The sequence below is a fragment of the Falsiroseomonas sp. CW058 genome (assembly GCF_050563535.1).
Classification (GTDB): Bacteria; Pseudomonadota; Alphaproteobacteria; order Acetobacterales; family Acetobacteraceae; genus Falsiroseomonas.
The window spans coordinates 24,826-46,110 of the sequence record NZ_JBNXUO010000036.1; the positions used below are offsets into that span (position 1 = coordinate 24,826).

Sequence of the window (21,285 nt, forward strand, 5' to 3'; positions counted from 1 at the left end):
GCCCCGCGGTCGCGCCGCGGAACTTGGGCGAAAGGATATATCCGGGTCGCCTCCGCTGGGAAGCGGCCCGTTGCTCAGCCGAACTGCACCAGGTGGCGGTTGCCGAACAGGAAGTTCTTCTTGTAGCCGATGGCCTTGTAGTATTTCGGGAACCAGGCCGCGAGCGAACCCTGCGCCGTCGGGTTGTCGTTCCACTGCCACCAGCCGGAATTGGCATCGAACATGATGACCGGGCCACGGGTGTCGAAGGCGATGGCGTGGCCCGTGGTGTTCCAGAAGTTCCGCAGCGCGAGGTAGTAGAGCCCGGGCGGGTTGAACATCTCCTTGATGATGGACCCCTTGTTGCCCAGCATCTTGTCGCCGTTCTGGTCCAGGTCGCCGCGGTTGCGGGTGGAGATGGGGTGCTTGCCGGCCAGGGTCAGCTTCGTCGCATGGACCTTGGCGTGGACGTCCTGGATGATCATCGCCTGCCGCACCGCGGTGCTGTCGCCCATGCCCAGAGCGAATTCGGCGAAGGGGCGGGTGAAGCGGATGCCCGCGCCGTTGACCCCGCCGAAATCGGGGTCCGAACTGGCCTTCGGCGGGTTCAGGCGGAAATGGATGAAGTAGAGCGCCAGGGCGCGGCATACCCCGGCCTCGCTGACGCGCTTCTCGCCGTTCGACCCGCGCTCCCGGTTCAGCTCCCGCAGCATCTGGCCCTGGTCGAGCGGGTAGATGAAGTGGTTGGCGTCGTTGTTGAGCTTCTGGAAGTCGCTCCTCACATCGGCCGGTGCGATGTCGATGAAGGTCTTCGTCATGCCTGCCCCCGTGACGAGGACCGCAGGTTACGGATTTCTCCCCGTCATTCAACTGTCGCTTGCACCCTTGACCGCGCCTGCCGGCTGGGCGACGTCCCGGGCATGACCGGCCCATCATCGGAGGCCCGCGCGGCGCTCGACGCCGCGGGGCAGCTGCAGGACGAGGAGATCGACATCGCCTCGGTCGCCCTGCAGCTTGCGCGCATCGATGCGCCGGAGGCGGACTGGCGCGCCGGGGCGGAACTGCTGACCGCGATCGCCCGCGCGGCCGTGGAAGCCGCCGCGGCGGACCCGCAGGCCGATGGCGGCGACCTGCAACGCCGCCGCGCCGTGCTGGCGGAGGTGCTGCACGGCCGCTTCGGCTTCGCCGGCGACGGCGAGACCTATGACGACCTGTCGAACGCCAACCTGCTGCGGGTGATGGAACGGCGGCGCGGCCTGCCGGTCGCGCTCGGCATCCTCTGGCTGCACGCGGCGGAAGCGGCGGGCTGGGCGGCGCATGGGGTGGATTTCCCCGGCCATTTCCTGGTGGCGCTGGCCGGGCGCGGGCAGGTGGTGGTGGATGTCTTCGCGGGCGGCGCGGCGATGGATGCCCGCGCCCTGCGCGGCCTGCTGAAGCGCTTCGCCGGCGATGCCGCGGAACTCGGCCCCGACACGCTGGCGCCGATGGGCCGGCGCGCGGTGCTGCTGCGGCTGCAGAACAACATCAAGGTGCGCCGCCTGCGGGATTCCGACCTGCGCGGCGCGGTCGCCTGCACGGAGGACATGCTGCGCATCGCGCCCGACGCCGCGCCGCTGTGGCGCGAGGCGGGGCTGATGCACCAGCGGCTGGACCATATCGGCGCCGCGATCGCCTGCCTCGAAAGGTTCCTCGCCCTGGCGCCCGACGGCCCCCAGGCAGGCCGCGTGCGCGGCCTGCTGGAGGAATTGCGGCAGCGGCTGAACTGATACGATGGGTCGGATGCCTCGACCCATCGTATGCTTTTTCGTGCCCTCGTACCGGCCGGCGTTGAAGGTGATCCGATGGCGGCGGGCGAAGCCCGCCGAGCCGCCGGATGGCAGCCGCCGCATCTGCGGCGAAGCCGGGGGACGCGGATGCGGCCCGCCCGGCGTCTGAAGGGCGTGAATGTGTCAGCATTCACGCCGGTCAGTATCAGACGCCGGGCGCCGGCATCCGCCGGCTGGGCTTCGCAGCATTTGCCGCGGCGGCCGCTCGGCCGCTCGGCCCGCTCCGTGGGCCGCATGGGTCGGTGCATGACGCCGGGCGCATGACCGCGCCCGGTGCGTCCGGCGCTGCCGCTACTTCACCGTCATGTTGCCGAACATCAGCACCTTGCGGTCGAGGTCGAAGGTGGTGTGCGCGCTGCGCGCGAACAGCTTCAGGATGACGTCGATATCGTCGGAGTCGGGTTGCAGGATGTATTCCTCGACCCCGTTGTCGAGGATGAGCTGGAGGGTGAACTTCCCCTCCTCGCCGCGCTCCGTCTCCGTCCAGGAAGCCTGGATGTTGGTCACCTGGCGGATCGTGTAGCGGCGCTTCGTCTGTTCGTCGTCCCGGCTCATGCGCGGCCTCCTTGCTGGCGGCGAGGGGACGCGGGGCGGCGGCGCGGGTTCCCTGCGGCGGTCAGTGGACCCGGGCCTGCGCGGCGCGCAGGTCCTCCACGAACCTTGCATATTCGCGCTGCTGCCCGGCCTGGTCGGGCAGGCGCAGCAGGTAGCTGGGATGGACGGTGGCGAAGACCGGGTGGCCTTCCAGCCCCGCCACCACCTGCCCCCGCGTCTTCATCACCGGCATCGGCTTGCCCGTCAGCGCCCGCAGCGCGGTGGCGCCGAGCGCGACGACGAGCTTCGGGCCGACGATGCCGACCTCCCGCAGCAGGAAGGGGCGGTACCAGGCGATGTCGCCGGCATCGGGGGACTGGTGCAGGCGCCGCCGGCCGGTGGGGACGAACTTGAAGTGCTTCACCGCATTGGTGACATAGGCCGCCTCGCGCGGCACCCCCGCCTCGGCCAGCGCGCGGTCGAACAGGCGGCCGGCGGGGCCGACGAAGGGGCGGCCCTGGATGTCCTCCTCGTCGCCCGGCTGTTCGCCCACGAACAGCAGCGGCGCGCCGGGCGGCCCCTCGCCGAAGACCGGTTGGGTGGCGCGGGCGGCGAAGTCCGGCAGGTCGTTGCGGCCCAGCAGTTCCTGCCGAAGGGCGGCGAGCGCGGCGGCGGGATCGTCGGGGGTGTCGAGCAGGTCCATGCCCTCGCCAACGCATGGGGCGGGCGCGAGGTGCAGGCGCCGCTGCGGGCGCGGGTTGGGCGCGGTGCCGCCGCGGGCCACCATCTCCGCCACGCGCTTCGGCGCCTCGGCGATCAGGCGGGGGATCTCCGCCGTCTCCGGCATGTTGCGCCAGTACCTCCGCGGCATCTCGGCGCGCATCGCGCCGGGCTTCAGCCGGGCGGGGTTGAAGATGGCAGCGTAGTAGGCGCGCCACAGCGGCTCCACCGCGTCGTCGGGCGGCACGTCCCGGCGGCTGCCGCCGGGGCCGAGGCGGAGCGCCCCGCCATCCCAGTGGACGCTGCGCTTCGGCGTGACGATCGACCATTGCAGCCCGGCGAAGCGGCGGACGAAGAAGCCCGCCTCCGCCTCCTCGATGTGGTGCTCCGGCTCGAACCAGGCGACGTGGCGGACGCCGTCCTCCGTGGGCACCATCCGGAAGCGCAGGAAGGCGTGCATCTTGTGCGCGTCGCGCCGCACCGCCTTCGCCATGGCGTGCAGCCTTGCCGTGTCCGGGTCCGTCGCGACCTCCATCAGCGAAGGCTCGCCATGCGTCAGGCGCCACAGCATGCGGTAGAGCAGGCCGAAGCGGTCCCGGTCGGCATGGCGGATCGCGGTGGCGGCAGCCTCGACGAAGGCGCGCGGCACACGGGGGACGCCCGCATCCGGGCCAGGGGCGGAGGGGTGCGCGGCTTCGGCGAACAGGCCGGCGGCCTCGCCCGGGACGCACCACTCCGCCTCCGCGGGCGGCACGCCGGCTGCCAGCAGGCCGCGCGCGGCGTCGCGCCAGGCGTCGAAATCGGCCGGGCCGGGCAGGACGGTGGCGACCGTCATCTCAGAACAGGGAGAGCTGCGCGGGACGCGCCGCCGCGGCGAAGGCGGTGCGCGGCACGACCAGCCCGCGCAGCCCGGCGCTGTCGAGCAGACGCGGGCGGTGGTCGGCGGTGACGACGAAGGGCAGCACCTTCGCCAGGCTGACGCGCAGCCGCGCCAGGTCCTCGGTGCGGATCGCCCGGTGGCGGCGCGCCGCGACCAGCCGGTCCACCGCCTTCACGCCGAGGCCGGGGACGCGCAGCATCGCCTCCCGCTCCGCGCGGTTCAGGTCGACCGGGAAATCGGCGCGGTGCTTCAGCGCCCAGGCCGTCTTGGGGTCGAGCTCGGGGTCGAGCATCCCGCCCTCCCCGCCCGCGATCACCTCCTCCTTCGTGAAGCCGTAGAAGCGCAGCAGCCAGTCGGCCTGGTACAGCCGGTGCTCCCGCACCAGCGGGGGGGCGATGAGGGGCAGCAGGCGCGACGCGTCGGGGATGGGCGAGTAGGCCGAGTAGTAGACGCGCCGCAGCCGGTAGCCGGCATAGAGGTCCGTCGCGGTGCCCAGGATCGCCGCGTCGTCGGCGGCATCGGCGCCGACGATCATCTGCGTGCTCTGCCCGGCCGGGGCGAAGCGCGGGGCGGCGGCGCGGCGGGCGGCCCGCGCCTCCTCCTTCGCGCCGTCGATGCGGGTGCGCAGCCCGGCCATGGCGCGGCGGATGCCGGTGGCGTCCTTCTCCGGCGCCAGCGCCTTCAGGCTGGCCGGCTGCGGCAGCTCGATGTTGATCGACAGGCGGTCGGCATGGCGCCCCGCCTCCTCCAGCAGGGCCGGGTCGGCGTCGGGGATGGTCTTGAGGTGGATGTAGCCCTGGAAGCCGTGCTCCTCCCGCAGGGTGCGGGCGACGCGGACCATCTGCTCCATCGTCGCGTCGGGCGAGCGGATGATGCCGGAGGAGAGGAACAACCCCTCGATCGCGTTGCGGCGGTAGAAGTCGAGCGTGAGCTGCACGACCTCCTCCACCGTGAAGCGCGCCCGCGGCACGTTGGAGGAGGCGCGGTTGACGCAGTAGACGCAGTCGAAGACGCAGGCATTGGTCAGCAGGATCTTCAGCAGCGAGATGCAGCGCCCGTCCGGGGCATAGGCATGGCAGATGCCGCTGCCTTCCGTACTGCCGAGCCCACCCCGCAGGCTGTCCCGCTTCGCCGTGCCCGAGGAGGCGCAGGAGGCGTCGTATTTCGCGGCATCGGCGAGAAGCTCGAGCTTCCGGAGGAGGTCCATCGCGGCTCCGCGGCAGGGTGGCAGGGTCTGTTCATATTATGTTCCAGACCCGCCGCCGCAAGCGGTTCCATGGCCCTCATTGCGGATGGCGGTCCCGCCAGGCGCGCATCGTGGCGATCCAGGCGCCGATCCCGCCGACCAGCAGCACCGAACCGCCGGCCCAGACGGCCAGCGCCAGCAGCAACAGGCCGGGAAGCGACATGTCCGGCGGAAGGATGGCCCAGTCCGCGCCTGCCGCGTTCTCGTGCCCTCCTCCCGCCATCAGTCCGCCTCCTGACGTCCTTGCGAGGAAAACGCGGCGGTCACGGATCGGTGGGCGTTGATCGCGCAATCGTGATTGCAACGCAGGGAGGGGTGGCCGCCCCATCTGTCCAGATGCGTGGCGCGCGTCCATCATGGACGCATGACGGCATGTTCCTGCCCGGGACGGTCAGTCCCGCATGAGTGACCCGCAGCACCCGGCGGCACCGGTGGCCGACCCGCCGGCCCCGACACTCGAAGGCGTGGTGGCCGCGCTGCGCCGCCTGGCCATCACCGCGCTGGATGCGGGGCATCCGATGGCGGCCGCCCAGATCGCCGGCACGGCGGACAGGGTGGAGGCGGAGGCGTGGCCGCCGCTGCCTGCGCGGCCGGACTACCGGGCGCCGCCCCGGCGATAGCGCGCGCGCAGCGGGGTGGTACCGGGACGCTTCAGGTGCGGCGCGGCGGAGTCCGGGCGCGCCCCGGCGCGGGTCCGGCGCGCCCCGGTGCGGGTCCGGCGCGCCCCGGCGCGACGACGAGGCAGTGGTGCATCGCCTGGCGGAAGGTGGGGGGCAGGTCCGCCTCGATCCGCTGGAAGGCGGCGGCGCGCAGTTCCGGCGTCATGCAGCCGGCGCCGGGGGCATGGACCCCGCGCGGGTCATGCGACACCTGCTCGGCCGCCCGCGCGGATCCGGCCGCGCAGAGCATCAGCAACAGTGCAAGGCGCATCTCGGCTTCGCCTCCGGTCTTGACACGACGTCTCAGCTGCGTTCCGCAACGCGACGAAGGGCCTGCCCGTTGCGCGGGAATTTGTCCTGCGCTGCGGAACCGTCCATGCCGCCACCGTCTAAAGGGGCGGAGCGCGCGCCGCAGCCGCGCCGAAGGGGGCAGGATGTCAGACTATTCCGACGACGACGAAGTCGACCTCGGCGTCAGCCTCGAGACGGTGGCGACGGTGGTCGACCATGTCAGGGCGTTGCAGGGCAAGGAGGAGACGGAGCCCGAGCAGGCCAGCGAGGACGAGAACAGCGAGGCCGCGCTGCTGCAGGAGACGCCCGACGACATGACCGAGGCGGCGCTGCGCGCCTTCCTCGGCGAGTTGAACGAGGACGAGCAGGCGAGCCTCATCGCGCTCGCCTGGACCGGGCGCGGCGACTACGGCCCGGAGGAATGGGACGAGGCGCGCGCCCTTGCGGTGGAACGCAACGACGGGCGCGACATCGGCGACTACCTGCTCAGCATGGACAATCTCGGCGACCTGCTGGCCGAGGGCGTCGCGGCCTTCGGCCTGTCGATCGAGGATGTGGAGCGGTAGGCGCCGCGCGGCGGGCTATCCGCGCATCAGCCCGGGCCCGTCGCGGCCCGCGATCTCCCGGATCAGCTTGCGGCGCACGGCCTGGCCGAAGGCCTCGAAATCCTCGGCGGCGATGACGAAGGCGCCGGCCCCGCCGATCACGCTCTCGCGGAAGTAGATGTCGAGCGGGACGGGCGGCGGGCGGCCGAAGGTCGGGCGGTCGTTCAGGATGGGCAGGCCATTGATGGTGATGCCTTCCGCCACCGCGCGGTCGCGCGCCTGTTCGGCCGGCGGGCCGCTGTTGTTCACGCCGTCGCCGGAGACGTCGATCACCCGCCGCGTCGCCTCGTAGGGACATTCGCCGAGCACCCGGCGCGCATGGTCGATCCCGCCCGAGACGGAGGTCCAGGACAGCGACGCCCGCGGCGCCTGCGCCAGCGCCTCCGCCCAGGCCTCCGCATCGCGCTGGCTGGCGATGCGCGTCCAGGGGATCACCAGGCGCTGGTACTCGACGCCGGCCCATTCGGTGTAGGCGACCGCGACCGATCCCAGCATGCCGCCGCGGATCGCCTCCACCACGCGCGGGTCGCTGACCGCCGCGCGGTAGCCCTCGCGCTGCAGCCGCGCCTCGTCCTCGTCGATCGAGCGGCTGACATCGACGGCCATGACGAGCGCGACATCCACCGGTTCCTCGGCGCGGGCCGGCGGCACCCGGTGGAGGCTCGCCGCGGCGCCGGCCACGGCGAGGAGGGATCTGCGGCGCATCCGCGCCTCCTGCTGCGTCTTGCGTCATGCAACAGCAACAGGGCGCACCGGTTCAAGCGCGAAGTCGGCCGGCGCTGGAAGGGCGCGCGGTCAGGCCGCGGCGCGCACCGCCGCGACCACCCGCGCGACCTCCTCCTCCGTCAGGTAGGGGTGCATGGGCAGGGACAGGATGCGCCCGCACAGCATCTCGCTCACCGGCAGCGGCGGCGGGCCGCCGGCGACCGCCCCGGCATGGGCGGCGGCATAGGCGGGCTGGTGGTGCAGCGGCTTCGGGTAGTAGATGCCGGTCGGCACCCCCGCCGCCTGGCAGGCCGCCTGCACCCGCGCCCGCGCCGCCGCGTCCTCCACCAGGATGGAATAGAGCCCCCAGGCATGGTCCGCGCCGGGGGTGGAGGACGGCACCCCCACCGCGCCGGCCAGCCCTTCGCCATAGCGCGCGGCGATGCGCGCGCGGGCGGCGAGTTCGGCTTCCATCAGCGGCAGCTTGCACAGCAGGATCGCCGCCTGGATGGTGTCGAGCCGGCCGTTCATGCCGGTGCGCTCCACCTCGTAGCGGGTCTTGCCTTCCCCATGGGTGCGGAGCTGGCGGTAGAGATCGGCGCGCTCCGCGCTGTCGGTCAGCAGCGCGCCGCCATCGCCGTAGCAGCCGAGCGTCTTGGTCGGGTAGAAGCTGAGCGCCGCGGCGCCGCCCCAGCGGCCGAGCCGCCGGCCGTGCAGCCCCGCGCCGAAGGCCTGCGCCGCATCGTCCAGCGCGAACATGCCGTGGCGCGCGCAGACCGCCTCGATCGCCGGCCAGTCAGCGGGCAGGCCGAACAGATCCACGCCCACCACCGCACGCGGCCGCAGCCGCCCTTCCGCCTGCACCAGCGCGATGCGCCGTTCGAGGTCGGCGAGGTCGATGTTGAAGGTGGCCGGGTCCACGTCCACGAAGACCGGCGTCGCGCCGAGCACCAGCGGCACCTCCGCCGTCGCGGTGTAGGTGAAGGCGGGCAGGAACACCGCGTCACCGCGGCCGATCCCCTCCGCCATCATCGCGATCTGCAGCGCATCGGTGCCCGAGGAGACGCCGACCGCGTGCGCGCATCCCGCGAAGGCGGCCAGCTTCCCTTCCAGCTCCACCACCTCCGGCCCGTTGATGAAACGCCCGCCGTCGAGCACGGAGGCGAGGCGGCGGTCGATCTCGGCGCGGATCAGCGCCTGCTGCGCCTTCATGTCGAACAGCGCGATGGGGGCGGGAGAGGTCATGGAGGTCCGTGGCAGCGGGAAGGAAGGGCGTTCTAGCCCCGGCCGGCGGCCCCGGCCAAATCACCGGGGGTTTCGATGCGTTGCGGAACGACCGGGCGGGGGTCAGCCGCCCGGCGCGTCATGCTCGAATTCCGGCACCAGCCGGGCCAGTTCGGCCAGCGCGCCGCGGCGGTCCCCCGCGATGGCGAGCGCGGCGATGCGGTCGATCGCGGCCGCCATCTCGGCGGCGTCGGTGGTGCGCGGCACGGCGACCAGCAGGCCGGGGAAGTTGGTGGGGTGCGGCGGCTCCTGCCCGTGGAACAGCTCCTCGAACAGCTTCTCGCCGGGGCGCAAGCCGGTGAAGCGGATCTCCACGTCGTCGTCGGGGCGCAGCCCGGCAAGGCGGATCATCCGGCGGGCCAGGTCGACGATCTTCACCGCCTCCCCCATGTCCAGCACGAAGATGCCGCCCTCCCGCAGCTCGGCCGGCTGGTCGGCGCGGTCGACCGCGCCGACCACGCTGGCCTGCAGCACCAGGCCCACCGCCTCGCGCACCGTCATGAAGTAGCGGCGCATGTCGGGATGCGTGACGGTCAGCGGCCCGCCGCGTTCCAGCTGGCGGCGGAACAGCGGCACGACGGAGCCGGTGGAGCCGAGCACGTTGCCGAAGCGCACGGTGACCAGGCGCATGCCGCCCCGGGCGGCGCGGGACTCGTCGCCGTTTGCGGCGCGGGACTCGTCGCCGCTGGCGGCGCGGGACTCGTCGCCGCTGGCGGCGCGGGACTCTCTATCGCGCGCCTGGCAGTACATCTCCGCCACGCGCTTCGACGCGCCCATCACGCTGGTCGGGTTCACCGCCTTGTCGGTGGAGATGAAGACCATCAGCGAACAGCCCGCCTCGCGCGCCGCATCGGCGACGACGCGGGTGCCGAGCGCGTTGGTCAGCAGCCCCTCCAGCGGGTCGTTCTCCACCATCGGCACATGCTTCAGCGCGGCCGCGTGGAACACCAGTTCGGGGCGGATGTCGGCGAACAGGCGGCGGATGCGGGGCTCGTCGCGCACATCGGCCAGCACGGCGCGGCGCGGCACGTCGGGGTGGCGCTCCCGCAGTTCCAGGTCGATCTCGTAGAGCACGTATTCGCCGTGGTCGAGCAGCGTCAGGCTGGCGGGGCCGAGGGCCGCGACCTGCCGCGCCAGCTCGCCGCCGATGGTGCCGCCGGCGCCGGTCACCAGCACGCGCCGCCCCTGGATCAGCCGCGCCATCCCTTCCCGGTCGAGCGGCACCTGCGGGCGGTCCAGCAGCTCCTCGATCTCGATGGGGCGCAGCGTCACGCGGCGCTCCGGCTCGGCGCGTTCGCCGGGGCGGCGGCTGAGCGCGCCGAGCGCGGTGACGCGCGGCGCGCGGCGCACCGGCACGCCGTGGCGGTCGGCGGCATCCAGCAGGCGCTGCAACTCCAGCCCCTGCAGCTGCGGCGTGGCGAGGATGATCTGCGCCGGCAGCCGCGCCGCGTCGCGCAGCGTCTCCAGCACCGTCGCCGCATCCTCGGCGGTGCCGAGCACGGGCACGCCGTGGATGCGCCGCCCCATCTGCCGCGACCGCAGCGACAGGATGCCGGTGACGTTCACGGCCGGGCTGCGTTCCTGCGCCAGCGCGCGCAGGAACAGGTCCGCCCCGTCGCCGGCGCCGACCAGCAGGGCGGGCTGGGCGGGGTTGCCGGTCTCCGGCCCGACGCGGCCGGCATGGCGGATGCGGGCCGCGATGCGCGGGGCGGCGAGCAGCGCGGCCAGCACCAGCGCGTGCAGCACCGGGAAGGCCGGGTTGGGCGGCCGCCAGGCCTCCACCGCATGCAGCATCCCCCACAGCATCGCGGCCGAGGCGGCGGCGGCGGCGGAGGCGGCGAGGAAATCGGGCAGCGCGGCGAAGCGCCAGTACTGCCGCGGCAGGCCGAGCGCCCAACCCGCCAGCAGCAGCGCCGCCGCCGCCGCGGGCACCGCGGGCAGCCACCAGGCCCCGGGCGGCCAGGCGCCGGGCGCGGCCAGCCAGACCGCCGCCGGCAGCGCGAGGGCCGCCACCAGCGCGTCGAGCCCGAGATTGAGGAGGATGCGGTCCCTAGCCGAAGCAGCCATCGGCTTCCCATAGACCGCCGGGCGCGTGGCCGGAAGGCGCCACCCCCGCCACCCCCGCGACGAAACGCGGCCGGCATGGCAAGAAGGCCCGTCACGAGGGACGGGAGACCGGGATGGCCGAGGGCAGGCTGGTGATCGGGACGAAGCGCTACTCCTCCTGGAGCCTGCGCGGCTGGCTGCTGGTGCGGCTGGCGGGGCTCGACGTGGAGGAGGTGGTGGTGCCGCTGGCCGGCGGCGGCGGGACGGAGGCGATCAAGGCCATCTCGCCCAACGGGATGGTGCCCTACCTGGAGCACCGCGGCGCGCGCATGTGGGAGAGCATCGCCATCGCCGAATACTGCGCCGAGATCGCCCCCGCGCTGTGGCCCGCCGACCGCGTCGCCCGCGCCCATGCCCGCAGCATCGCGGCCGAGATGCATGCGGGGTTCCGCGGGCTGCGGATGGCGATGCCGATGAATCTCGGCCGGACCTTCCCCGGCCGCGGCCGCAACCCCGACAGCCTGGCCGACATCGCCCGCATCGAGGCGATCTGGGCGGAAGCCATCGCCGCGGGTGGCGGGCCCTTCCTGATGGGCCGCGACTTCGGCGCGGCGGATGCGATGTATGCCCCCGTCGTGACCCGCTTCCGCACCTGGCAGCCGGAGCTGTCGGCGACCAGCCGCGCCTATTGCGACGCGGTGCGCGCGCATCCGCTGGTGGATCGCTGGCACCGGGAGGCCGAGGCGGAGCCGGCGGAATGGCTGCTCGACAAATACGAGAACCCGGCCGGCTGACGCGCATGGCCGGCAACTCCGCCCTCGCGCTCGACCATGTCGGGCTCTGCGCGCGCGACCCGGCGCCGCTCTGGGCGGCGTGGGAAGGGCTGGGCTTCGCGCTGTCGCCGGTGGCGCGGCAATCGGGGCGGCGGGGCCCGGACGGGCCGGTCGAGCCCTTCGGCAGCGGCAACCGCTGCGCCTTCCTCCGCCACGGCTATGTGGAGCTTCTCGGCATCCTCGACCCCGCGCTGTTCGCCAATGGCGTGGACCGCTTCACCGCGCGGCACGAGGGGATGCACATCCTGGCCTTCGGGATGGAGGAGGTGGAGGGCAACCTCGCCCGGCTGCGCCGCGGCGGGCTCGACATCCCCGGCATCGCCTGGCTGGAACGGCCGGTGGAGCCGGGCGGGCCGATCGCCCGCTTCGCCCGCCTGCCCTTCCCGGACGCGCCGGAAGGCCGCATCCAGCTGATCCGCCACATGACGCCCGACCTCGTCTGGGACCCGCGCTGGATGGGCCACCGCAACGGGGCGGAGGCGCTGGAAGGCGCCATCCTGGCGGTGGGGGACCCGGCCGCCACCACCGCGCGGCTGTCGCGCCTGACCGGCCTGCCGGCGCGGCCGGACCCGGTCGCCGGCTTCCGCATCGCGCTCCCCGGCGCGGCCGGCGCGGCGGGCCCGCATTCCCCGGCGATGGAGACCTGGCTGCGGGTCCTGCCGGCCGGGGCGCTGGACGGGGTGCTGCCGGGGGTCGTCCCGCCCACCCTGCCCTTCATGGCGGGACTGGTGCTGCGCACCGGCGACGGCGCCGCCGCGGCGCGCCGCCTGCTGGCCCACCTGCCGTTGCGCGACGCGCCGGGGGGCGGCGTCATGGTGCCGCCCGGACATGCCGGCGGCGCCGCGGTGGTGTTCCGGTGAGCGGCGCCGCCGCGATCGGCCGGTCGCTCCGCACCTACTACGCCGCCGGGCGCGCCGCGGCGCTGGACGCCTTCCATGCCCGCTTCCTCGGCCCCGGCGACCTCGGCTTCGATGTCGGCGCCCATGTCGGCGACCGGACGGCGAGCTTCCGGCGCCTCGGCGCCCGCGCGGTGGCGGTGGAGCCGCAGCCGCGGCTGGCCCGCCTGCTGCGGCTGCTGTTCGGGCGCGATCCGGGGGTGGCGCGGGTCGCCGCCCTGGTCGGCGCCGAACCGGGCGAGGCGGTGCTGCGGCTGAACAGCGCCAATCCCACCGTCGCCACCGCCTCCGACGCCTTCGTCGCCGCCGCGGATGGCGCGGCGGGCTGGGAGGGCCAGGTCTGGGACGCGGCGCTGCGCCTGCCGGTCACCACGCTCGACGCGCTGGCGGCCGCGCACGGGATGCCCGACTTCGTGAAGATCGACGTGGAGGGCTACGAGGCGACCGCGCTGGCCGGGCTGACGCGCCCGCCCCGCAGCCTGTCCTTCGAGTTCACCACCATCCAGCGCGAGGTCGCGGCGCAATGCCTGGACCGGCTGGAGGCGCTCGGCTACCGCGCCTTCAACGCCTGCCTCGGCGAGGGGATGGACCTGTCCCATCCGGAGCCGGTGCATGCGGCGGCGATGCGGGGCTGGATCGCCGCCCTGCCGCACGCGGCCAATTCCGGCGATGTCTATGCCAGCCTGGAGCCGGCGCGGCTGCGGCGCTGACCGCCCCGCGCGGGCGGGTTGCCCGCACCGGGCGGCGCGTGCATGACGCGCCCGGCATGCTCCTCTCCGCCCTGCTCCAGCACCTGGCCTTCGCGCTGCTGCTCGCCCTGCTCTCGGCCGGGGTGGTGCGGCTGATGATCGCGCGGCCGATCCTGGACCACCCGAATGCCCGCAGCGCCCATGCGCGGCCGACGCCGCGGGGCGGCGGGCTCGGCGTGGTGGTGGCCTTCGTGGCGGGGATGCTGGTGCTCTACCAGGTCGCGCAGTTCGCCCGCATCGCGGAGCCGCAGTTCCTCGGCGTGATCGGCGCGGCGGTCGCCATCGCCGCCGTCGCGCTGGTGGACGACATGCGCGACCTGTCGGCGCGGCTGCGGCTGGCGGCGCAGTGCGGCGCGGCGCTGGTGGCGGTGGCGAGCGGGCTGGTGGTGTCGCGGCTCGCGATCCCCTGGGTGGGGGTGGTGGAGCTGGGCTGGGTCGGCGTGGTGCTGACGCTGGTCTGGATCGTCGGCTGCACCAATGCGGTGAACTTCATGGACGGGCTGGACGGGCTGGTGGGCGGGACGCTGCTGGTCGCGGCCGCCGCGCTGGCGCTGGTCGCGGCCCTGCAGGAGGGGTGGTTCGTCTACGCCGCGGCGTTGTTCCTGGCGGCGGGCTTCGCGGGATTCCTGCCATTCAACCTGCACCCCGCGCGCATCTTCATGGGCGATGTCGGCAGCCAGTTCGCGGGCTTCACGCTGGCGGTGCTGGCGGTGGCGGCGGCGCGGTTCGACACGGTGCAGCTGTCCTTCCTGATCGTGCCGCTGCTGGTCTTCGGGCTGCTGTTCGACGCCGCCTTCACCCTGGCCCGCCGCGCCTGGATGGGCGAGAGGCTGGCGGAGGGGCACCGGACACATCTGTACCAGTTGGCGCAGCGCGCCGGCGTGCCGGTGCGCGCGGTGGCCGGGGCGCATTGGGCCTTCGCCGCGCTGCATGCGCTGCTGGCCGTGGTGTTCCTGCACCTGCCCGGCGCGCTGAAGCCGCTGGTCGTGCTGCCGGCGGTCGCGGTGCAGCTGGGCTGGCTGGCCTTCGTGGTGCGGCGGATGCGCCGGGCGGGGCTGGGCTGGCGGTAGCGCCCGCCGGTCAGGGCCCGATCAGGCGGAAGGCCAGGGGGGCCAGGCCGTCGCCCACCCACTGCTCGCTCCGCAGCACCGCGCCGCCGGCGGGCGAGATCCAGAAGCGGTTGGTGAAGCCCGTCCCGCCGCCGGTGCAGCGTTCCTCCACCAGGATCGCCTCCGCCTCCTCCCGCGCGCGCAGGGTGCAGTCGAGGGTCAGGCCGAAGCGCATCCCGGCCGGGTCGCGGTCCGCGCCGGACAGGTCCACCAGGCGCCGCGCGGCGGCCGGCGCGCGCAGCAGCGCGGCGGGGTCCTCCAGCGGGTCCGGCCCCTCGAAGCGGGTGGACATCAGCATCGGGCCGAGCCCCGCGGTGGCGGTGACGCGCGCGCCCTCCGTCTCGATCGCGATGCCCTCCTCGGCGCGCCAGATCCGGCGCGGGCCGGCCCCGGGCAGCGGCCGCAGCACCGCCTGGCGCGGGGCGGAGAGCAGCAGCGCGGGCCCGCCGGCCACCGGGCCGGGCGCCGCGTCCGGCGCCGGGGCGCGGTCCCACGGCATCCCGCAGCCGGCCAGCAGCAGCGCCGCGGCCGCCGGGATCAGCCGCGGGCGGATCGCCATTGGACCCCCATCAGCAGCAGCGCGAGCGCCAGCCCGACCAGGTGCGGATGCGGCAGCAGGCCGGGCGCAAGCGCATCGAGCGAGGCGGGGAAGACCATCAGCAGCCCCGCCAGCGTCAGCGCCGCCCTCTCCCACCCCGCCAGGGCGCGCAGCAGCCAGCCCTGGCAGGCCGCCGCCAGCGCCGCGAGGCCAAGCGTCGCCAGCACGATCTGCCACGCCACGTCCACCCAGGTCATGTCGCCGCGCATGTTCAGCAGCAGACCCACCCCTTCGGGGTCGGTGACGAAGACGAAGGGCAGCACGAAGGCGGGCAGGGTGTATTTCCAGGCCATCAGCGTGGTGCGGTAGGGTCCCGCCCCGGTGATGGCGCTGGCCGCGAAGGGCGACAGCGCGGTGGGGGGCGAGACCTCGCTCAGCACCGCGTAGTAGAAGACGAACATGTGCGCCGCATAGTCCGGCACGCCGAGCTTCATCAGGGCCGGCGCGGCGACCACGGCGCAGATGATGTAGCTGGCCGTCACCGGCACGGCGAGGCCGACGACCCAGACGATCAGCGCCGTGTAGACCGCCGTGATCACCAGGCTGCCGCCCGCCGCCTGGATCGCGATGTCGCTGAACTTGAGCCCGAGCCCGGTCAGCGTGATGACGCCCACGATGATGCCGGCGCAGGCGCAGGTCGCGGCGATGCCCACCGACTGCACCGCGCCGCTGGCCAGCGCGCCGACCAGCTTGCGCGGGGTGATCGCCGTCTCCCGCTTCAGCCAGGACAGCACGACCGCGACGGCCATGGCGTAGAGCACCGACAACGTCGCCGAATAGCCCATCAGCATGAAGACGACGATCGCGACGAGGGTGGAGAAGTGGAAGCCGTATTCCCGCACCAGCTTGCCGACGGGGTCGACCTTCATCTCCACCGGTGGCGGCGCGTCCGGGTCCGCCGCCGCGCGCGCCGCGATGCGCCGCTGGTCGAGTTCCACCATGAACAGCAGCGACGCGTAGTAGAGGCAGGTCGGCACGATCGCCATGACGATGACGTCGAGATAGCCGATCTTGAGGTATTCCGAGATCAGGAAGGCTGCCGCCCCCATCACCGGCGGCGAGATGATGGCGCCGAGCCCCCCCGCCGCCAGCAGCCCCCCCGCATCGTCCGCGCGGTAGCCGACCTGCCGCATCATCGGCCAGGCGACGGTGCCGAGCGTGACGGTGGTGGCCACCCCCGACCCCGACGGCCCGCCCAGCAGGAAGGAGGACAGCACGACGGTCCGCCCCGCGCTGGACGGCTTGCCGCCGGTCAGGCTGAAGGAGAAGTCGACGAAGAACTTCCCCGCCCCCGTCGCGCCCAGGATCGCGCCGTAGATGGTGAACAGCACGATGAGGCTGGCCGAGACGTCGACCGCCGTGCCGAAGATCCCCTCGAGCGTGATGGTGATGTGCGGGATCAGCCGGTCCATGCCGTAGCCCTGGTGGCGCCAGGGCGGGGACAGGTGGTTGCCGAAGAAGCCGTAGAGAAGGAAGGCGATGGCGACCGCGGGCATGATCCAGCCGGTGGACCGGCGCGTCACCTCCAGCACCAGCGCGATCAGCAGCCAGCCGACGACGATGTCCATCGGCTCGGGGAAGATGTAGCGGTCCTGCAGGTCGTCGCCGCCCGAGATCAGGTACCAGATGACGTAGACCGCCACCGCGATCAGCCCGAGGTCCCAGGCCATCAGCCGGTGGCGGAAGCGCCGCGCCACCGGGAACAGCGCGAAGCCCAGCACCATGGCGAAGCCGACATGGACGTAGCGCAGCGTCGTGGTCGGCACGATGTCCCACGCCGCCCAGAGGTGGAACAGCGACATCGCCACCGCGATCGCGACCGCGGCATGGCCGATCAGGCCCGGCAGGCGGTTCTGCGCGCCCTCCTCCTGCTCGATCAGTTCCTCGACGCGGCGCGCGGTCGCGTCGTCGAGCGCGCCCGGCGGCACCTCGGGCGGAAGGGCGGTGCTGGACATGCGGCCTTATGCCTAAGCTCGCGTTGCGCAGAAGGCCGCGGGAGGGGCCGCGCCCCTCCCGGGAACCATCGGCATCACGCCAGCGTCGCGCCGGCGGCCCGCCAGAAGGCTTCCGCCGCCGGGTGCCAGGGGATGCCCGCCGCCGCGGTCTTCTGCGCGGCCAGGGTGAAGTTCCGCGCCTCGGCATGGACGCGGGCCCAGTCCTCGCGGTTCTCCCAGGTGACGCGCAGGATGCTGCTGACCATCTCGGCCGGCATGTCCTCCCGCACGGCCAGGATGTTCGCCACCGAAAGCTGGTGGTTGTCGGCGCGCTGGCCGGGATAGGTGTTGGCCGGGATCACCTCGGGGAAGTAGACGGGCCCGTTCTCGGCCACGATCCGCTGGTGCAGCTCGGCATGGTCCACCAGCTGGATGGTGGTGCCGGGCGTCGCCGCGAGGTCGGTGACCGCGCTGGTCGGCACGCCGGAGACGAAGAAGTAGGCGTCGAGCTTGCCGTCGCGGATGGCGTTCGTGCTCTCGGCCGGCGACAGGCGTTCGCGCGCACGGAAGTCCCGCTCGCGGTCGAGGCCCGCGGCGGCGATGACGCGGAAGGCGAACAGCTCGGTCGCGGAGCCGGGCGCGCCGGTGGAGACCCGCTTGCCCCGCAGGTCCGCCATGGAGCGGATGCCACGGTCGGCCGTGGTCACCACCTGCATGCGGTTGGTGTAGAGCACGGCGACCGCGCGCGCGGCCACGGCGCGGCCGCGGAACGGCCCCGCGCCGCGCAGCCCGTCCACCGCCGCATCCACCTGGCCGAACACCATGCCGACGCGCCCGGCGCCGAGCAGCTGGAAATTCGCGACCGAGCCGCCGGTGACCTCCACCGTCGCGCTCATTCCCGGGATCCCGCGGGAGAGGTAGTTCGCCAGCGCGCCGCCGAGCGGGTAGTAGACGCCCCCCGTGGTGCCGGTGGCGATCGCCATCTGCGTGCCCTGCGCGCGCGCGATGCCGGGCAGCGCCAGCGCGGCCGCGCCGAGGCCGACCGCCCGGCGGGTGATGCGGAAGCTCATTCCCTGTGTCCTCCCGTTGGTTTTGAAGACCCAGCAATACAATCGGGACGGCCCACGCGGAAGCCTGCGCCGGCGGGGCGGCAGTTTGCCGCTCCTTGACCTGGGTCAAGGCGCATCGGGCTCCGCCTGCCTAGGATCGGAAGCATGATCCGCCCGACCGAGGAAGGAACAGGACCATGACCAGCCTTCGCGCCCGCGACCTGATGACCGCAGACGTCGTGACGGTGCCGCCCGAGACCCCGTTCATCGCCGTCGCCCGCCTGCTGGCCGATCGCGGCATCTCCGCCGTGCCGGTGGTGGATGCCGAGGGCAAGGTGCGGGGCATCGTGACCGAGGCCGACCTGATCCGCCGCCTCGCGGGGGAGGTGGACCGTCCGACCTCCTGGCTGGCCAGCCTGTTCGGCAACCAGGCCCGCGACGCCGAACGCTACGCCCGCACGCATGGCGTGACGGCGGCCGACATCATGACGGAATCCGTCGTCTCGGTGGATCCGGACCAGCTCGCCTCCTCGGTGGCGATGCTGATGGAGCAGCGCGGCATCCGCCGCGTGCTGGTGACGCAGGAAGGGCGGCTGAAGGGCATCGTCTCCCGCGCCGACCTGCTGCGCGCGCTGGTCGCGCCCTCGCACCAGGAAGGCGACCTGTCCGACGACCGCATCCGCAAGGCGGTGCTGGCGGCGATGAAGAAGGAGCCCTGGGCCGACACCTTCTACACGCTGGTGGACGTGAAGGACGGCGTGGTGGAATTCCACGGCTTCAGCCGCAGCGCCGCCGTGCAGCGCGGCCTGCGCGTGCTGGCGGAGAACGTGCCGGGCGTGAAGGGCGTGGTGGACAGCACCCAGCCCATGCCGATGTACCTCTACGCCTCGGCCTGACGGCCCGGGGGCGGGCGGCGCGGTCAGCCGCCCGCCGCCCAGTCCCGGCTGGCGCCGAATTCGGGCACGCCGAACGCCTCCGCCGCCAGCCCCGCCGCTGCGCGCGCCGCCTCCAGCCGGCGCGGCGGTTCGTCCCAGGGTTCGTCGGTCAACCCCTCGAAGGTGCCGAAATGCATCCCGAGGCTCCGCCGCGCGCCGAGCGCCAGATGGGCCTGCACCGCCTCCTCCGGGTTCATGTGCTCATGGCCGACGAAGTGGCGCGGCGCATAGGCGCCGATCGGCAGCAGGGCGAGGTCGAGGCCGGGGAAGCGCGCGCCGATCTCGGCGAAATGCGGGCACCAGGCGGAATCGCCGGCGAAGTAGGCCCGCGCCCCGTCCGGCGCCTCCACCACGAAGCCGCCCCACAGGTCGCGGTCGCGGTCCCAGCCGTAGCGGGAGGAGAAGTGCTGCGCCGGCGTGCAGGTGACGCGCAGCCCCGCCGCCTCCCTCGCCTGCCACCAGTCCAGCTCCACCGCCTCGATCCCCGCCCGCGCCAGGTGCTTCGCGTTGCCGACCGGCGTCAGCGCCGGCGGGTTCCAGCGGCGGCGGATGGCGCGCAGCGTGGGGATGTCCAGGTGGTCGTAGTGGTTGTGGCTGACCAGCAGCAGGTCGACCCGCGGCAGCGCATCCAGCGCCTGGCCCGGCGCGCGGACCCGCCGCGGCCCGGCGAAGCGCAGCGGGCTGGCGCGGGCGGACCAGACGGGGTCCGTCAGCACCGCGACGCCGCCGACCTGCAGCAGCCAGGTGGCGTGGCCGATGAAGGTCGCGCCGATCCGCCCGGGGCCGAGCCGCCGCGGCGGCGGGTGGAACGGCACCTCCACCTGCGCCGGCCAGGGCGGCGGCCGGCGCGTGGCGCGCCAGCGCCAGGCCTCGAACAGCGAATGGGTGGTGGCGTCGTGCAGGTTGACGAAGCGGCCATCAGGGAAGCGGCGGTCGGGGACCCGCCGGGAGGCGGAGGGGGCGTCGGTCAATCTCTCTCTCGCACGGTGGCGAGGATCAACGCGCCGAGCGCCAGGAAGACCAGCACCGTGGCCATCCCCGCCCGCTGGCTGCCGGTGGCCGCCGTCACCGCCGCCAGCACCGCAGGGCCGAGGAATCCGGTGACCCGGCCCGACAGCGCGAACAGGCCGAAATGGGCCGCCACCTCCCCCGGCGGGGCGAGCCGCGCCATGAAGCTGCGGCTGGCCGCCTGCGCCGGGCCGAAGAACAGGCCGAGCGCGAGGGCGAGCGCCCAGAACCACGCCTCCGTCCGCGCCAGCAGCAGCGCGGTGCCGAGCGCGATCATCGCGGCCAGCGCCAGCAGCACCATCCGGCGCGAGCCCACCCGGTCCTCCACCAGCGCGAAGCCCGCGGCGCCGAGGCCGGCGGCGACGTTCATCGCGATGCCGAAGATCAGGATGCGGTCGATGCCCATGCCGAAGACGCCGGCCGCGTAGATGGCGCCGAAGGCGAACAGCGTGTTCAGCCCGTCCGTGTAGAACAGCCGCGCCACCATGAAGCGCAGCAGGCCCGGCCGGCGCGGCAGGCCGCGGACCAGGGCAGCGACCTCCGCCAGGCCGCGCGCCGCCGCTTCCCCCCAGCCGGGCCTGCGGCCGGGCGGGTCGGGCAGCGCCAGCAGCACCGGCCAGGAGAACAGCAGCAGCCAGGCCGCCACCAGCAGCGCGGTGGCGCGCACATGTTCCGCCTGCCCGCGGTCCAGCCCGAGGGGAGAGGGGTCAGGCTGCACCAGCGCCACCAGGCACAGCGCCAGGCAGGCCAGCCCGCCGGCATAGCCCAGCCCCCAGCCGAGGCCGGAGACGCGGCCCAGCCGGTCCGCGGGCGCCACCTGCGGCAGCATGGAATTGTAGAACACCGTGCCGATCTCGAAGGCGATGGTGGCCAGCCCGACGCAGGCCAGGGCGTAGAGCGCGAAGGCGGGGTCGGGCCTGGCGAACCAGATGCCGGCGGTGAACAGCGCCGTCAGCGCGGTGAAGACGCCGAGCATCAGCCGCCGCCGCCCCCCCGCATCCGCCACCGCGCCGAGCACCGGCGAGAGCAGCGCGATGCAGAGCCCCGCCGCCGACTGCATCCACCCCCATTGCGCCTGCCCCGCCGCGGGGTCGGCCGCGATGCCCTGCGCGAAATAGGCGGCGATGACGAAGGTGGAGACGACGGTGGGGAAGCTGCTGTTTGCCCAGTCGTAGAGCGCCCAGGCCCAGGCCTTGCGCGTCACGCCGCGGAAGCCCCCGCCGGGTGGGGCTGCGTGCGCGACGCCGCGCCCCACCCGGCCGCCCGGCGCGTCACGCCAGGGCGCCCAGCGCCCGCACCGCGACCCCGATCGCCACCAGTTCCCCGGTCGCCGCCGCTTCCCGCGCCAGCCTCGCCGCCTCCCGCGCCGCCTCGGGCGCGGGGGGGGCGCCGGCCAGGC

Annotated in this window: 22 protein-coding genes; 8 read left to right on the forward strand and 14 right to left on the reverse strand. The window is 73.8% G+C overall.

The features are described from left to right. Nucleotides 1-74: 74 nt before the first annotated feature. Complete coding sequence (locus tag ACK8OX_RS21590; RefSeq protein WP_430666322.1) at nt 75-797, reverse strand: hypothetical protein; 723 nt, start codon at nt 795-797, stop codon at nt 75-77. A gap of 102 nt (nt 798-899) precedes the next feature. Between ACK8OX_RS21590 and ACK8OX_RS21595 the strand changes: the two genes are divergently transcribed. Next, nucleotides 900-1,745, forward strand: a complete 846-nt coding sequence (locus ACK8OX_RS21595) for a SirB1 family protein (RefSeq protein ID WP_430666323.1) — start codon at nt 900-902, stop codon at nt 1,743-1,745. Nucleotides 1,746-2,096: 351 nt separating this feature from the next. On the opposite strand, the gene ACK8OX_RS21600 is transcribed toward ACK8OX_RS21595, so the two are convergent. The 4 genes from ACK8OX_RS21600 to ACK8OX_RS21615 form a co-directional block, all read right to left on the reverse strand. Beyond that, a complete protein-coding gene (locus ACK8OX_RS21600) occupies nt 2,097-2,360 on the reverse strand; it encodes a hypothetical protein (RefSeq protein WP_430666324.1) in 264 nt (87 codons plus the stop codon). Nucleotides 2,361-2,421: 61 nt separating this feature from the next. Beyond that, complete coding sequence (locus ACK8OX_RS21605; RefSeq protein WP_430666325.1) at nt 2,422-3,894, reverse strand: UdgX family uracil-DNA binding protein; 1,473 nt, start codon at nt 3,892-3,894, stop codon at nt 2,422-2,424. Nucleotide 3,895: 1 nt separating this feature from the next. Beyond that, nucleotides 3,896-5,146 carry a putative DNA modification/repair radical SAM protein gene (locus ACK8OX_RS21610; protein WP_430666326.1) on the reverse strand — a complete coding sequence of 417 codons (1,251 nt, stop codon included), beginning with the start codon at nt 5,144-5,146 and terminating at the stop codon, nt 3,896-3,898. Nucleotides 5,147-5,222: 76 nt separating this feature from the next. Continuing rightward, nucleotides 5,223-5,348 (reverse strand): hypothetical protein, encoded by a 126-nt coding sequence (locus tag ACK8OX_RS21615; RefSeq protein ID WP_430666327.1) that lies wholly within the window; start codon nt 5,346-5,348, stop codon nt 5,223-5,225. Between the two features lie 238 nt (nt 5,349-5,586). Between ACK8OX_RS21615 and ACK8OX_RS21620 the strand changes: the two genes are divergently transcribed. Next, entirely contained in the window at nt 5,587-5,805 is a 219-nt protein-coding gene (locus ACK8OX_RS21620) for a hypothetical protein (protein ID WP_430666328.1), read from the forward strand. Nucleotides 5,806-5,836: 31 nt separating this feature from the next. Here the strand turns inward: ACK8OX_RS21620 and ACK8OX_RS21625 are convergent, their stop codons facing one another. Continuing rightward, the gene (locus ACK8OX_RS21625) at nt 5,837-6,115 is read right to left on the reverse strand and encodes a hypothetical protein (protein ID WP_430666329.1); all 279 of its coding nucleotides are present in this window, start codon (nt 6,113-6,115) and stop codon (nt 5,837-5,839) included. 163 nt (nt 6,116-6,278) lie between these two features. On the opposite strand from ACK8OX_RS21625, the gene ACK8OX_RS21630 reads away from it, so the two are divergent. Beyond that, nucleotides 6,279-6,701, forward strand: a complete 423-nt coding sequence (locus ACK8OX_RS21630; RefSeq protein ID WP_430666330.1) for a DUF3775 domain-containing protein — start codon at nt 6,279-6,281, stop codon at nt 6,699-6,701. A 15-nt stretch (nt 6,702-6,716) separates the two neighbouring features. On the opposite strand, the gene ACK8OX_RS21635 is transcribed toward ACK8OX_RS21630, so the two are convergent. The 3 genes from ACK8OX_RS21635 to ACK8OX_RS21645 form a co-directional block, all read right to left on the reverse strand. Beyond that, a complete protein-coding gene (locus ACK8OX_RS21635; RefSeq protein WP_430666331.1) occupies nt 6,717-7,445 on the reverse strand; it encodes a DUF1194 domain-containing protein in 729 nt (242 codons plus the stop codon). A gap of 90 nt (nt 7,446-7,535) precedes the next feature. After that, entirely contained in the window at nt 7,536-8,690 is a 1,155-nt protein-coding gene (locus ACK8OX_RS21640) for a DegT/DnrJ/EryC1/StrS family aminotransferase (protein ID WP_430666332.1), read from the reverse strand. A 102-nt stretch (nt 8,691-8,792) separates the two neighbouring features. Beyond that, on the reverse strand, nt 8,793-10,796 hold the full coding sequence (locus ACK8OX_RS21645) for a polysaccharide biosynthesis protein (RefSeq protein ID WP_430666333.1): 2,004 nt from the start codon (nt 10,794-10,796) through the stop codon (nt 8,793-8,795). Between the two features lie 113 nt (nt 10,797-10,909). On the opposite strand from ACK8OX_RS21645, the gene ACK8OX_RS21650 reads away from it, so the two are divergent. Genes ACK8OX_RS21650 through ACK8OX_RS21665 form a run of 4 tightly spaced genes read left to right on the forward strand, consistent with a single transcriptional unit; the run spans nt 10,910 to nt 14,323 of the window. Then, a complete protein-coding gene (locus ACK8OX_RS21650) occupies nt 10,910-11,569 on the forward strand; it encodes a glutathione S-transferase family protein (RefSeq protein ID WP_430666334.1) in 660 nt (219 codons plus the stop codon). Nucleotides 11,570-11,574: 5 nt separating this feature from the next. Further along, on the forward strand, nt 11,575-12,468 hold the full coding sequence (locus tag ACK8OX_RS21655; protein ID WP_430666335.1) for a VOC family protein: 894 nt from the start codon (nt 11,575-11,577) through the stop codon (nt 12,466-12,468). Then, the gene (locus ACK8OX_RS21660) at nt 12,465-13,214 is read left to right on the forward strand and encodes an FkbM family methyltransferase (RefSeq protein ID WP_430666336.1); all 750 of its coding nucleotides are present in this window, start codon (nt 12,465-12,467) and stop codon (nt 13,212-13,214) included. Before ACK8OX_RS21655 ends, ACK8OX_RS21660 begins: the two co-directional genes overlap by 4 nt. 56 nt (nt 13,215-13,270) lie before the next feature. Next, complete coding sequence (locus ACK8OX_RS21665) at nt 13,271-14,323, forward strand: glycosyltransferase family 4 protein (protein ID WP_430666337.1); 1,053 nt, start codon at nt 13,271-13,273, stop codon at nt 14,321-14,323. 10 nt (nt 14,324-14,333) lie between these two features. Here the strand turns inward: ACK8OX_RS21665 and ACK8OX_RS21670 are convergent, their stop codons facing one another. From ACK8OX_RS21670 to ACK8OX_RS21680, 3 genes are all read right to left on the reverse strand, one after another. Next, nucleotides 14,334-14,921: a YjbF family lipoprotein gene (locus ACK8OX_RS21670; protein WP_430666338.1), complete on the reverse strand. Its 588-nt coding sequence runs from the start codon at nt 14,919-14,921 to the stop codon at nt 14,334-14,336. Continuing rightward, a complete protein-coding gene (locus tag ACK8OX_RS21675; RefSeq protein WP_430666339.1) occupies nt 14,900-16,915 on the reverse strand; it encodes a TRAP transporter permease in 2,016 nt (671 codons plus the stop codon). The genes ACK8OX_RS21670 and ACK8OX_RS21675 overlap by 22 nt, the downstream gene beginning before the upstream one ends. A gap of 74 nt (nt 16,916-16,989) precedes the next feature. Continuing rightward, nucleotides 16,990-17,964 (reverse strand): TAXI family TRAP transporter solute-binding subunit, encoded by a 975-nt coding sequence (locus tag ACK8OX_RS21680; RefSeq protein WP_430666340.1) that lies wholly within the window; start codon nt 17,962-17,964, stop codon nt 16,990-16,992. A gap of 176 nt (nt 17,965-18,140) precedes the next feature. On the opposite strand from ACK8OX_RS21680, the gene ACK8OX_RS21685 reads away from it, so the two are divergent. Continuing rightward, on the forward strand, nt 18,141-18,839 hold the full coding sequence (locus ACK8OX_RS21685) for a CBS domain-containing protein (RefSeq protein ID WP_430666341.1): 699 nt from the start codon (nt 18,141-18,143) through the stop codon (nt 18,837-18,839). Nucleotides 18,840-18,862: 23 nt separating this feature from the next. Here the strand turns inward: ACK8OX_RS21685 and ACK8OX_RS21690 are convergent, their stop codons facing one another. Next, complete coding sequence (locus tag ACK8OX_RS21690; protein ID WP_430666342.1) at nt 18,863-19,849, reverse strand: MBL fold metallo-hydrolase; 987 nt, start codon at nt 19,847-19,849, stop codon at nt 18,863-18,865. Then, on the reverse strand, nt 19,846-21,090 hold the full coding sequence (locus ACK8OX_RS21695; RefSeq protein WP_430666343.1) for an MFS transporter: 1,245 nt from the start codon (nt 21,088-21,090) through the stop codon (nt 19,846-19,848). The genes ACK8OX_RS21690 and ACK8OX_RS21695 overlap by 4 nt, the downstream gene beginning before the upstream one ends. Nucleotides 21,091-21,285 lie beyond the last annotated feature (195 nt).

Bases quoted from the DNA above. Each gene is read 5' to 3' on its own strand.
- ACK8OX_RS21590 (WP_430666322.1), bottom strand. From the start codon at position 797: ATGACGAAGACCTTCATCGACATCGCACCGGCCGATGTGAGGAGCGAC.
- ACK8OX_RS21595 (WP_430666323.1), top strand. From the start codon at position 900: ATGACCGGCCCATCATCGGAGGCCCGCGCGGCGCTCGACGCCGCGGGG.
- ACK8OX_RS21600 (WP_430666324.1), bottom strand. From the start codon at position 2,360: ATGAGCCGGGACGACGAACAGACGAAGCGCCGCTACACGATCCGCCAG.
- ACK8OX_RS21605 (WP_430666325.1), bottom strand. From the start codon at position 3,894: ATGACGGTCGCCACCGTCCTGCCCGGCCCGGCCGATTTCGACGCCTGG.
- ACK8OX_RS21610 (WP_430666326.1), bottom strand. From the start codon at position 5,146: ATGGACCTCCTCCGGAAGCTCGAGCTTCTCGCCGATGCCGCGAAATAC.
- ACK8OX_RS21615 (WP_430666327.1), bottom strand. From the start codon at position 5,348: ATGTCGCTTCCCGGCCTGTTGCTGCTGGCGCTGGCCGTCTGGGCCGGC.
- ACK8OX_RS21620 (WP_430666328.1), top strand. From the start codon at position 5,587: ATGAGTGACCCGCAGCACCCGGCGGCACCGGTGGCCGACCCGCCGGCC.
- ACK8OX_RS21625 (WP_430666329.1), bottom strand. From the start codon at position 6,115: ATGCGCCTTGCACTGTTGCTGATGCTCTGCGCGGCCGGATCCGCGCGG.
- ACK8OX_RS21630 (WP_430666330.1), top strand. From the start codon at position 6,279: ATGTCAGACTATTCCGACGACGACGAAGTCGACCTCGGCGTCAGCCTC.
- ACK8OX_RS21635 (WP_430666331.1), bottom strand. From the start codon at position 7,445: ATGCGCCGCAGATCCCTCCTCGCCGTGGCCGGCGCCGCGGCGAGCCTC.
- ACK8OX_RS21640 (WP_430666332.1), bottom strand. From the start codon at position 8,690: ATGACCTCTCCCGCCCCCATCGCGCTGTTCGACATGAAGGCGCAGCAG.
- ACK8OX_RS21645 (WP_430666333.1), bottom strand. From the start codon at position 10,796: ATGGCTGCTTCGGCTAGGGACCGCATCCTCCTCAATCTCGGGCTCGAC.
- ACK8OX_RS21650 (WP_430666334.1), top strand. From the start codon at position 10,910: ATGGCCGAGGGCAGGCTGGTGATCGGGACGAAGCGCTACTCCTCCTGG.
- ACK8OX_RS21655 (WP_430666335.1), top strand. From the start codon at position 11,575: ATGGCCGGCAACTCCGCCCTCGCGCTCGACCATGTCGGGCTCTGCGCG.
- ACK8OX_RS21665 (WP_430666337.1), top strand. From the start codon at position 13,271: ATGCTCCTCTCCGCCCTGCTCCAGCACCTGGCCTTCGCGCTGCTGCTC.
- ACK8OX_RS21670 (WP_430666338.1), bottom strand. From the start codon at position 14,921: ATGGCGATCCGCCCGCGGCTGATCCCGGCGGCCGCGGCGCTGCTGCTG.
- ACK8OX_RS21675 (WP_430666339.1), bottom strand. From the start codon at position 16,915: ATGTCCAGCACCGCCCTTCCGCCCGAGGTGCCGCCGGGCGCGCTCGAC.
- ACK8OX_RS21680 (WP_430666340.1), bottom strand. From the start codon at position 17,964: ATGAGCTTCCGCATCACCCGCCGGGCGGTCGGCCTCGGCGCGGCCGCG.
- ACK8OX_RS21685 (WP_430666341.1), top strand. From the start codon at position 18,141: ATGACCAGCCTTCGCGCCCGCGACCTGATGACCGCAGACGTCGTGACG.